Origin of the sequence: Ottowia sp. (assembly GCF_047975795.1) — a bacterium.
Taxonomy (GTDB): domain Bacteria; phylum Pseudomonadota; class Gammaproteobacteria; order Burkholderiales; family Burkholderiaceae_C; genus Ottowia.
Genome location: NZ_JBKEEE010000074.1, coordinates 39,963 through 50,913, shown reverse-complemented (window position 1 = coordinate 50,913; position 10,951 = coordinate 39,963). Strand labels below are relative to the sequence as shown.

The following is a 10,951-nucleotide window of genomic DNA, read 5'->3' as shown; positions in this document are numbered from 1 at the left end:
AAGCGAACCAAAAACAGCGCAAAACGATGAGAAATTCAACGCTCGTTTCGCCATGTGAACATTCACGCGTCACCTCGCCCTGCAGCGGGGGTTGTGCAGACCTTCCCTAGTTCTTTATCTCTTAAATTTTTGAAATGCTCTGATATTGAAAAGCCATCTTTCAAGATAACATTAAAACCTTTGCTTTTCTTGTCTATTAAATATTCATTGACTAAATGGCTGTAGTGCTTTGCCTTGTTCTGCAATGTGCAATATGAAAACCTGGCTTTTGCAATACTGTAATTTATTACGGTTGACACATCATTTAAAGCAGTATCATTTTTGTCAGGGCATTCAAATAGGCAATATTGCCTCTTCTCAATCAATGTGATGTTTCCTTGCTCTTCATAAGCAACACCTAAAAATATGACATCATTAGATATAGACTTGAATTTATCTTTGTGATGAATTAAAAAGCTGTATAAATCACGACTAGAAAAAACATCAATAAGGTTCTGAGTCAATATTTTTTCGTAGCTCTTGTAATTAGAACAAAGATGGTTGAATGTATTTATTTTTCCGTCTAGGCCAAAGTGATTAAATGCACGGGCAGAATAGAAGCTTCTGCAAGCTTCAACGGTTAAGGTTTCTTTGTTATCTAGGCTTTTTGATATGTATTTGAATAGGTAAGAGCTTGCCTTTGCTTTCCCATTGTTCAATTTAATGTCAAATTTGAATTTGACTTTTTTAATTGAAATGCCTTGGGCTTTTGCAATTGCTTGCCTTTCTCTATGTTCAACATCTTTTATGACTTGATGAATTAGAGCAATATTCTTCTTGCTATGGTAAATCATCAAGTGCTTATGCAATGTGCTATCTTTGTGAGCTTCATTAACTTGAAGACCGAAGAAATCATCACCAACCTTTAATCCTGCCTTTGCAAGATTTGCTCTAATTAACTCCCAATAGCTATTTATCTTTGCTTTGGCTTGGCTTGGAGTTTTGCCAGAATATGAGCAGTGTCCGAACTTTGGGTTCGGGTGATACTCTGGTGGAAGGGTTAAAGTAATAAAAGAGAAAGTAAATTTCTTATCCTCTGCGATCTGTTCAAATGTCTTTGATATTCGGTAATTCTGGGCATTTCTCTGCTTTCTTTTATTCTTGCTAAGCTTGTAAGACTTGCCATTTAAGCCAATTAACCTGTGGTTATTGATAAAGGCCTCTTGAGCTTCTAGGCTCTCTTTGTATTCATTGACCAGAGCCAAAGGCAATGCACCACCTCTGCCACTTCCTACCAGCTTGAGGAGCTGGCAGGCCCATAGGAGAAGCTCTTTTCTCTCACTGTTGTGCTTCCTATGGCTATCGTCTTTTTTCTTGTCTATGAGCCTGTTTGCAAGCCTGCATATTCTTGGGTGAATAGCTTTTCAAACATGGGCACAGAAGCACGATAAGCCCCTACATCGTTTTTAAATTCATTCTTTACAACATAGAGGACATAGCTTTGTAAAATCTCAGGGATGAGGTTTATAAAGTCTTTATGAGCTTTTAGGAATTGTTTGAGAGGGTCTGATTTTTCAATCTGTTTGACCTGGCAGGCTTCTGCTTGTTCGTGGAGTTTGATAAACTTTTCAAAAATTGAAGCATTGTCAATGCTGATGTTTGATATTAAATTGAAATATTGTTCATTGTTATCCATATGATTTGTGTTTTAAGTATTTATAAAATAACAGAGCAATAAAATAAGTCAATAAAAAAGCCCCATTTCTGGAGCTTTTTATTCTGCTTACTTAAGGCAGATGTTTAAAACACAGATGAATAACAATTTAATCTATATATTTTTGGTATTTCATAATTTTTGTTTTGTCAATGGCTTTGTATAATAATTATTATTCGCTTTTTTTCTTCTTCCTTGTTTTTATATTCTGCTACTTGCTGTTTAAGTTCTATATTCTCTTTGACAATATTTTGATACTTTGAAACACTCTCAAAATATTCAGCCCTTAGATTTGATAAATCTTTTTCTTTAGCTTTAATTGCATCAGCTTCTTTGGACTTCTTCCAATAGTCTTTGGAAGACTGCAAAGCAGTTTTAAGATTTTTGTTTTTTCTGGTCAATCTATTGACTGTGTGAATAAAAAAAGCTTTTGCATCAGTATATTTGATGTAGCCCATTCTTGATTTTGCTTTTAATGCTTTATCAAAGGCTTCTTCTATTGCTTCATCAACATTAAGGGAGAGAGACTTTTTAACATCTGCTTGAAACTCTTTAAGCTCTTTATGCCTTGCCTTTGAGTTAAGCAATCCACGATTTAAGCCAAATCGCTTGTTATGCTGTGCATACTTTGACTGCAAGGCAATCAAATACTCTCTATTGAAGTGCCTAGAGTTAAGTGTTGTTTTCTCTTTGAAGAACTCACCCTTCTGGTTTTTGTATTTGTGTATCTTTCTTTCTTCTAATGAGATAACTGCATGAAAATGGGGGCTTGTCTCATCTTCATGGCATACCAAGAATTTTAGCCTCTTTCCGTATTCTGCTTTTAAAAAATCAACTTGTGATTTTTTCCAAGCCTCTAATTTATCTTTTGAGATGTTCTCAAAAAACTCAGGGGAGGCAGTTAAAACCAATTCAATCGCTTTTACACTGTTTGATTTTTCTTGTACTTCTAATTCATCGTAGTAGCTTTTGAGTTCACTACTAGATATTATTTTATCTATGTAGACTTTGTTTGATGGGCTTCTGCTTTTGTCTACATTGGTTGCATACTTCTGTCTCAAATTATGTTTAAACATATTTGAAACGGCTGTATAGTCTTTTATTCTTTTTGTTCTTAGTATTGCAAACATATATCACCTGTTATTATTATTCTTATTTTTATAATAGCAGGCGGTTTCATAAAAGCAACGGCTTTTATTCACTCACTATGCAAACCCCCAGGGGTTTTTGTTCGGCCTTCGGCAATACCAATGCAAACAGCCAGCAAGCTACTGGAACCAGCTTTACAGCTTTCCTATAGTGCAGGGTCTAGCCGACCCACTAGGCACACAATCCAACTAGTTAATTTTTTATGTTTCTTGTATAATTTGCTTCTGATTTTTATTTGAAAGATTACTCCTATGCTGCCTTATCTCACTATTTTTAGTAGTTCATTGGTCTTCTTGTTCGGTGTTTATAAGTATTTGGATTCAAGAAATAGAGAAGAGAAAAATAAAAGGTTTGATCAATTTCGGGCGGTATTTATTTGGTTCTCGGGGCGAGATGAGAAAGGACAAATTCTTACTGCGGTTCAACAAGCTGTTGCTACTTATCAACTGATGGAATTTCCAGAATATAAGTCAATGTCTTTGCCTGTTATAAAGCATCTTATATCAGTAACTGAAAATGAAGAGCCTCCTTCAATATTCAGAAAAGCATTGCTTGAAGTAGAGCAACGGTTGGAAAACTGAACATCCCTCAGATGGTGTTTAAGGGTTGGGGCCCCCAGGGCTGGGGGTCATTGGTTCCAGCCTTTGGCTAGATCCAACGACCTTAAAAATAATAGCAATGTAATAAATTCAAGTTCTTTCTTTGTGGTAAGAGAAAGTTTTTTAAAGAAAATTCAGCAACTTCAAAGAGCAGTCAAAAACCTTGCTACAATGCAGCCCATCGGTAGCAAAATTTTTACAACAACTGCCACCTAAGTAGTTGATTTGCAAAGGTTTTTAGGAGCGGGAACGGTTGTCCCGCCCTCTCCGCCAGTCGACAAAAATCAAGCGGCCTTCGGGCCGCTTTTTTTATGACCATTGCAGGATAAACAGCGTGATGGCGGGGAACATCACCAGAATCACCACGCGCGCCAAGTCGCTGGCGACGAAGGGCCAGACGCCGCGGTAGGTATCGGTGATTTTGATGTCGGGGGCCATGGCCTGGATGACGAACAGGTTCATGCCCACGGGCGGGGTAATCAAGCCGACCTCCACCACGATCAGCACCAACACGCCGAACCAGATGGCCATTTCTTCCGGCGGCAAGCCGAAGTCAAGTCCGGAGACCATGGGAAAGAAGATGGGCACCGTCAGCAAGATCATGGACAGCGAATCCATGACGCAGCCGAACACCAGATAAAAAATCAGAATGGCCCACAACACTGTGTAGGGCGAAAAGCCCTGGTCGCCGACCCAGAAGGCCAGCTCTTGCGGCAGTTGGGATAGCGCTAAAAAATTGTTGAAGGCAGCGGCCCCCAGCACGATCAAGAACACCATGCCGGTGCCGCTGGCGGTGGCCTCCAGCGAAGCCAGCAGGCTTTGACGCCTTAAGCCACCTTTGATCCAGGCCAGCAAGCCCGTGCCGCCCGCGCCCACGGCAGCGCCTTCGGTGGGGGTGAAGATACCGGCGTAGATACCGCCAATCACCAGCAAGAAGATCAGCGCCACGGGCCAGATGGCCAGCAGTGCGTCGATGCGCTCTTTGCGCGTGGCAGGCTCCATCGTGCCTGCCAGTTTGGGGTTCAGGCGCACCTGAATGGCGATCACCAATATGTAGCCCACGGCGGCCAGCACGCCGGGCACGATGGCGGCAGTGAACATCTTGGCGATGTTTTGCTCGGCCAGCACGGCGTAAATCACCAGCACGATAGAGGGCGGAATCAAGATGCCCAGCGTGCCGCCTGCCGCCAGTGCGCCCGTGGCCAGGCTGCCCGCATAGCCGGCGCGGCGCAGCTCGGGCAAGGCCACTTGCCCCATGGTGGCGGCGGTGGCCAGTGACGAGCCGCAAATTGACCCAAAGCCCGCACACGCCCCCACTGCGGCCATGGCCACGCCGCCTTTGCGGTGGCCAATAAAGGCTTCGGCGGCCTTGAACAGCGCGGTGGACATGCCGCCCAGCGCAGCAAACTGGCCCATCAGCAAGAACAGCGGCACCACCGACAGCGATGCGCTGGAAAAGCTGCTGAAAGTGAACGTCTTCAAATTGGCCACCAGCGGCCCCACGCTGCCATACACCTGCCACGAACCGACCAGCCCCACCGCCAGCATCGACAGGCCAATCGGCACGCGCAGCATGATCAGCACCAGCATGGCGGCAATGCCCCACAGGGCCATGGTCATCGGCTCCATCAGTGGCCTCCTGCGCTGAACTGCATTTGCTCGGGCGGTGCGACAACGCCTAACGATTCCAGCAGCGTCCACACGTACACCAGAGTGCCCAGTACCGCAGGCACCATGCAGGCGGCATAACCCCACCAGACGGGCATGTGCAGGATGAAGCTGGTTTCGCCGTTGCCGTGGTAATCCATCAAGCCATGCACCATGCGCCAGACCAGCAGCATCCAGATGAGCAGCATCAGCGCCTGGGTGGCCACATTCAGCACGCGCTGCATGGGGGCGGGGTACACCCGCCACAGCACATCCACCACGGCATGGCCGCGCATCAAATGGCACCAGGGCAAAAAGCAGAACACCGCGATGGCGGTGCCCACTTCGACCAGCTCAAAATCGCCCGGTACCGGGCCCAAGCCGAACTGAATCAACGCGCGGCCTGCAATGCTGACGATGCTCATCGCGGTGATGGCTACCAGCACCAGCCCTCCGGCCCAGGCCATTGCGCGCGCCACCCCGTATATCCAGCGGTTCATGTGCTTTCCTTGCCCCTTTGCGCTTTTTGCGCCTTTGCACTTTTACCCATGCAGCTACGTGCTCAAACCCCGCGCGTCTGGCTGCGGGCGCACCAGGCACCCATCAACCAAAGAGGGCTTTTCATGGGCGTGGTGGCGCTTGGCGGGTGGTTTACTTGTTGTACTTGTTCACCAGCGCTTCGGCGGCCGCAGCCACCTTCTCGCCGTCGATGCCTTTGGCCTTGACTTCGTTGTACCAGGCGGCGCGCACGCCTGAGGCGGCGCGTTGCCAGCGCCCGGTTTCAGCCGCGTCGAGCGTGATGATGTTGTTGCCCGCCTTTTGTGCCGCGGCCAGGCCGACCTTGTCGCCCTCGTCCATGGCGCGGCCAAACATGGCGGCCGTGGCAGCGCCTGAATTGGCGTCGATCACGCGCTTTAAATCGGCAGGCAGTTTGTCGTAGCGGGCCTTGTTCATCACCAGGCCGAAGGTCTGCGTGTACAGCCCCTTGTTGCCTGTAAATTGCGTGTGGTTCTTGACGATTTGCTGCACCTTCACCGAAGGGGCCACTTCCCACGGGATAGTGGTGGCGTCGATCACGCCTTTGGACAGCGCCTCGCCCACGGTGGGCACCGGCATACCCACGGGTACGGCACCAATTTGCTCGAGCATGATGTTGATCACGCGCGAGCCACCGCGCACCCGCAGCCCTTTCATGTCCTCCAGCTTGTTGACTGGCGCGCGGCTGTGAATCAGGCCGGGGCCGTGCACGTGCGCGCACAGCAGTTTGACGTCGGTAAACTCGTCCATGGCATTGTTCTGGATGAATTCGTAAAACGCCTGCGACCCCGGCTCGGCCCGACCGGTGTGAAACGGCAGCTCAAACACCTCGGCCTTGGGAAAGCGCCCTGGGCTGTAGCCCAGCACCACCCAAACCATGTCCACCACACCGTCCTTGGCCTGGTCGAACAGCTCGGTCGGTTTGCCGCCCAGTTGCATGCTGGGAAACATCTGGATTCTGATCTTGCCGCCGCTGTCTTTTTCAATCTTTTTGGCCCAGGGCGTGATGGCCAGTTTGGGCACCACGGCCTGCGGTGGCAGAAACTGGTGCAGGCGCAAAGTGACTTTGTCTTGCGCCCATGCAGGCATTCCAACGGCACTGGCAGCAAGGCCGGTCATGACGGTACGGCGGCGAATCATGGGCATGGGTTGTCTCCTTGAATTGATGTAAAGCTAAAAGGTGAATTGTCAGGCGGCTTGCAGTTGCCGATCAAGCTGGTGTAAGACCTGATAACAGGGCAGCACCTGGGCCACGCTGGCGTTGGGTTCGCGCCCTTCGCGGATGGCGGCAAAAAACTCGCGGTCTTGCAGCTCGATGCCGTTCATCGACACCGCCACCTGACTGACATCGATTTTTTCTTCCTTGCCGTTGACCAGATCGTCGTAGCGCGCGATGTAGGTGCCCGTGTCGCCGATGTAGCGGAAGAACGTGCCCAGCGGCCCATCGTTGTTGAATGACAGGCTGAGCGTGCAGATGGCCCCGTTGGCCGCCTTGAGCTGAATGCTCATGTCCATGGCAATGCCCAGTTCGGGGTGAATCGGCCCCTGAATGGCATTGGCCTGCACGATCGGCGCACCGGCCTGATAGGCGAACAAATCCACCGTGTGCGCGGCGTGGTGCCACAGCAGGTGGTCGGTCCAGCTGCGCGGCTGGCCCAGCGCGTTCATGTTGGTGCGGCGGAAAAAGTAAGTCTGGACATCCATTTGCTGAACGTTGAATTTGCCCGCCTTGACTTGCTGGTGCACCCACTGGTGGCTGGGGTTGAAGCGGCGCGTGTGGCCCACCATCGCTACCAGGCCGGTTTGGCGCTGCGCGGCAGCGACTTTCTCGCCGTCGGTCAGACTGTCGCACAGCGGAATTTCCACCTGCACGTGCTTGCCAGCTTCCAGACAGGCCAGCGCCTGCGCAGCGTGCATTTGCGTGGGGGTGCACAGAATCACCGCGTCCACCTCTTTGAGCTTCAGGCTGTCGGCCAAATCGGTGCTGACGTGACCAATGCCGTACTTGGCGGCCACTTCTTGGGTTTTGTCCAGATCGCGGCTGATGAGCGAGATCACCTCCACGCCGTCGATGTTTTGAATGCCGTCCAGATGCTTGATGCCAAAGGCTCCGGCCCCGGCCAATGCCACTTTGATGGTTTTGCTCATGTTGCTCCTGAATAAATAGCTATTTGGGGTTTTGTATTGGCGTTCAGGCCATGTTTTCCAATATCAAATGTCCGACGGCGGTGTTTGACGCGGGCACGTGGAAGAAGCGGTGTTTGAGCTGGGGTGGGGGGCCACCTGCCACGTCGGCCATGGCCCCGCGGGCTATCAGCCACATCACCAGCTCGATGCCTTCGCTACCCGCTTCACGCACGTAGTCGATGTGCGGCATGGTCGCCAGATCGGCTGGGTCGGCAATCAGGCGGTCGAGAAAGCGGTTGTCCCACTCGGCGTTGATCAGGCCCGCGCGCGGGCCTTGCAACTGGTGGCTCATGCCGCCGGTGCCCCAGATTTGTACCTTCAGCGGCTCATCAAAACTTTCGATGGCGCGGCGAATGGCCTGGCCCAGCGCAAAGCAGCGCTGGCCCGAAGGCACTGGGTACTGCACCACGTTGACGTGAAACGGAATCACCTTGACCGGCCAGGTGGCGGGCGAGCCGAATAGCAGGTTCATCGGCACCGTCAGGCCGTGATCGACCTTCAGCTTGTTGACGATGGTCAGGTCAAAGTCCTGCTGAATCACCGACTGCGCGATGTGCGCGGCCAGTTCCGGGTGGCCCACGACTTTCGGCACCGGGCGTGGGCCGTAACCTTCGTCGGCAGGTTCAAACTCGGCCGCTGTGCCGATGGCAAAAGTAGGGATCACGCCCAGATCGAAATTGGTGGCGTGGTCGTTGTAGACCAGAAATACCACGTCGGGCAGGTTGCCCTGCATCCACTGCTTGGAAGGTTCGTAGCCTGCGAACAGTGGCTTCCAGTACGGCTCTTGTGTTTTGCCGTGGTCAATGGCCGCGCCAATGGCCGGTACGTGCGACGAATACACCGAGGCGGTGATCTTTGCATGCGTGCCAGTCGCTTTGTTTTTTGTAGCTGAATGCGATTTTTCTACCTGCGCTGCAAGCTGTTTTTGTTGTTCGTTCTCCCAGTCGATCCAGGCGCTTGACTGCGCCATGGCACCTTGTGCGTCGCCGCCTTCGCCGACCACGCGGTTGCCCTCGGGGCTGCGGCCACCGGCTGCCATCATGTCGCGGTACTGTTGCTCGGTCATGCCGGTCATGCTGCCTGCCATTTGCTGAAAACTCAGGCCATCGGTGGCCCCCAGCTTCGACAGAAAGTAGATGTTGCCGCCGGTACGCATCATCCAGTTCAAATCGCGCGCGCGCACGGCGGCGCGCTGCTCATCCGTCATCGGCCACTCGGCCAGGTAGGCATCTTCGCCTTGCTTGAAGCGAGCGCGGTTCTCGGCCTGCATCAAACTCATGCAGAACTGGTTCAGCCAATAGCCCTTGCGAGATTGGTCGGCATCAAAAATGGTCGTTCCAGGAACGTCGAGATACGGTTTTTCAAGTGCCATGGCAATGTTTCCTTGAAGCAATCAAATGGCTATCGAGTCGCCCAGTCCAGCAAACGCCGTTCGCGGACCTGTGCCGCGAACTGGCGTTGTCCCCCGCCCGCAGAGAGCGGGAGAAGACGCGAAGCGATTCGGGGGGGGCATCACTTCTCTTCTGGCCAGTACAAGCGCATCGGGTTGTTCACCAGCAACTTCTTTTGCAGTTCAGCGGTGGGCGCGATGTGCGGGATGAAATCCACCAGAAGACCATCGTCGGGCATGTGGTCTTTCAGATTGGGGTGTGGCCAGTCGGTGCCCCACAGCACGCGGTCAGGAAAGCTATCGACCACCTGGCGTGCAAAGAGCACCACGTCGCGGTAGGCGTTTTGCTCGCCATCCAGTGCTTTGGGGCCGGTGACGGACAAACGCTCAGGGCAGCTCACCTTGCTCCATACGTTAGGGTGCTCGTGCATGAACTTCAAAAACAACGCGAACTCCGGGCCATCCACGGGCTTGCTGACGTCAGGGCGCCCCATGTGGTCGACCACCACGATGGTCGGCAGGCGGGTGAAAAAGTCCCACAGCTCGGGCAGATCGACCGCCTCGAAGTAAATCACCACGTGCCAGCCCAACTGGTGGATGCGCGCGGCAATCTCCATCAGCTCGTCCTTGGGCGTGAAGTCCACCAGCCGCTTGACGAAGTTAAAGCGCACGCCGCGCACACCAGCGGCGTGCAGCGCTTGCAACTCATTGTCCGTGACGCTGCGCTTGACAGTGGCCACGCCACGCGCCTTACCGCCTGAAGCCTGCAAGGCATCCACCAGCGCACGGTTGTCCGCGCCGTGGCAGGTGGCTTGCACGACCACGTTGCGCGCAAAACCCAGGTGCTCGCGCAACGCAAACAACTGTGCCTTGCTGGCGTCGCACGGCGTGTATTTGCGTTCAGGCGCGTACGGAAATTCAGCGCCGGGGCCGAACACATGGCAGTGCGCATCCACCGCCCCTGTGGGCAGCTTGAAGCGCGGCTTGGTCGGTCTGGCGTACCAGTCGAGCCAACCTGCGGTCTTTTCGAACGGGCCTGTGGTGGGTTTGCTCATGGCCGCTCTTTCAGTCGATGTAACGCAAACCGGCTTTTTCCAGCGGCTCGCGCATCTTGTAGAAATCCAACCCCAGCACGCCGCTGGCAAATTGGTCGCGCTTGGCCTGTTCGTTGGCCTCGCGCGTTTGGGCGGCTTTCAGCGTCTGGGCGGCCAGCGCACGTGGCACGCAGACCACGCCGTCGTCGTCGGCCACGATCACATCGCCGGGCGTGACCAGCGCGCCCGCGCAGGCAATGGGGATGTTGACCGAACCCAGCGTGGCCTTGATGCAGCCTTTGGCGGACACGTATTTGCTCCAGACGGCAAAGCCCATGTCGCGCAGCACCTGGGTGTCGCGCACGCCGGCTTCAATCACCAGTCCACGTGCGCCGCGCGCCTTGAAGCTGGTGGCCAGCAGGTCGCCAAAAAAGCCGTCGCTGTTGTCGGCGGTGACGGTGGCGACCACGATGTCGCCCGGCTGAATCTGCTCGGCGGCCACGTGCATCATCCAGTTGTCGCCCGGTTGCAGCAGAACGGTGACGGCGGTGCCCGAGACCTGCACGCCCTGCTGGATGGGACGCATGTAAGGCTTCATCAGGCCCACGCGGCCCATGGCCTCGTGCACGGTGGCGCTGCCCAGTGCAGCCAGCGCGTCGCAGGTGGCGCGGTCGGCGCGCTGGATGTTGCGGTAAACGACTCCGAGTTCATGCAT

At 52.9% G+C, this 10,951-nt stretch carries 11 protein-coding genes and 1 pseudogene; 1 reads left to right on the top strand and 11 read right to left on the bottom strand.

Annotation, left to right across the window (positions count from 1 at the left end):
* Window positions 1-62 precede the first annotated feature (62 nt).
* The 3 genes from ACK5NW_RS11290 to ACK5NW_RS11280 form a co-directional block, all read right to left on the bottom strand.
* Entirely contained in the window at window positions 63-1,250 is a 1,188-nt protein-coding gene (locus ACK5NW_RS11290) for a replication endonuclease (RefSeq protein ID WP_416928073.1), read from the bottom strand.
* A gap of 107 nt (window positions 1,251-1,357) precedes the next feature.
* Window positions 1,358-1,675, bottom strand: a complete 318-nt coding sequence (locus ACK5NW_RS11285; RefSeq protein ID WP_416928071.1) for a hypothetical protein — start codon at window positions 1,673-1,675, stop codon at window positions 1,358-1,360.
* Between the two features lie 167 nt (window positions 1,676-1,842).
* A complete protein-coding gene (locus ACK5NW_RS11280; RefSeq protein WP_416928069.1) occupies window positions 1,843-2,823 on the bottom strand; it encodes a plasmid recombination protein in 981 nt (326 codons plus the stop codon).
* Between the two features lie 270 nt (window positions 2,824-3,093).
* Here ACK5NW_RS11280 and ACK5NW_RS11275 point away from each other — a divergent pair, with 270 nt between their 5' ends.
* Window positions 3,094-3,423 (top strand): hypothetical protein, encoded by a 330-nt coding sequence (locus ACK5NW_RS11275; RefSeq protein ID WP_416928067.1) that lies wholly within the window; start codon window positions 3,094-3,096, stop codon window positions 3,421-3,423.
* 327 nt (window positions 3,424-3,750) lie between these two features.
* Here the strand turns inward: ACK5NW_RS11275 and ACK5NW_RS11270 are convergent, their stop codons facing one another.
* The 8 genes and pseudogenes from ACK5NW_RS11270 to ligK all read right to left on the bottom strand — a co-directional run bounded on the left by ACK5NW_RS11270 (window position 3,751) and on the right by ligK (window position 10,951).
* Complete coding sequence (locus tag ACK5NW_RS11270) at window positions 3,751-5,070, bottom strand: TRAP transporter large permease (RefSeq protein WP_416928065.1); 1,320 nt, start codon at window positions 5,068-5,070, stop codon at window positions 3,751-3,753.
* Complete coding sequence (locus ACK5NW_RS11265) at window positions 5,070-5,588, bottom strand: TRAP transporter small permease (protein ID WP_416928063.1); 519 nt, start codon at window positions 5,586-5,588, stop codon at window positions 5,070-5,072. The genes ACK5NW_RS11270 and ACK5NW_RS11265 overlap by 1 nt, the downstream gene beginning before the upstream one ends.
* Before the next feature lie 151 nt (window positions 5,589-5,739).
* Window positions 5,740-6,771, bottom strand: a complete 1,032-nt coding sequence (locus ACK5NW_RS11260; RefSeq protein ID WP_416928061.1) for a TRAP transporter substrate-binding protein — start codon at window positions 6,769-6,771, stop codon at window positions 5,740-5,742.
* Between the two features lie 42 nt (window positions 6,772-6,813).
* A complete protein-coding gene (locus tag ACK5NW_RS11255) occupies window positions 6,814-7,773 on the bottom strand; it encodes a Gfo/Idh/MocA family oxidoreductase (RefSeq protein ID WP_416928059.1) in 960 nt (319 codons plus the stop codon).
* A 43-nt stretch (window positions 7,774-7,816) separates the two neighbouring features.
* On the bottom strand, window positions 7,817-8,665 hold the full coding sequence (locus ACK5NW_RS11250) for a class III extradiol dioxygenase subunit beta (RefSeq protein WP_416928077.1): 849 nt from the start codon (window positions 8,663-8,665) through the stop codon (window positions 7,817-7,819).
* Between the two features lie 150 nt (window positions 8,666-8,815).
* Window positions 8,816-9,184, bottom strand: a pseudogene (gene ligA / locus ACK5NW_RS11245) (protocatechuate 4,5-dioxygenase subunit alpha); the annotation flags it as partial.
* Window positions 9,185-9,324: 140 nt separating this feature from the next.
* Window positions 9,325-10,257, bottom strand: a complete 933-nt coding sequence (locus ACK5NW_RS11240) for an amidohydrolase family protein (RefSeq protein WP_416928057.1) — start codon at window positions 10,255-10,257, stop codon at window positions 9,325-9,327.
* Window positions 10,258-10,267: 10 nt separating this feature from the next.
* A complete protein-coding gene (gene ligK / locus ACK5NW_RS11235; RefSeq protein ID WP_416928055.1) occupies window positions 10,268-10,951 on the bottom strand; it encodes a 4-carboxy-4-hydroxy-2-oxoadipate aldolase/oxaloacetate decarboxylase in 684 nt (227 codons plus the stop codon).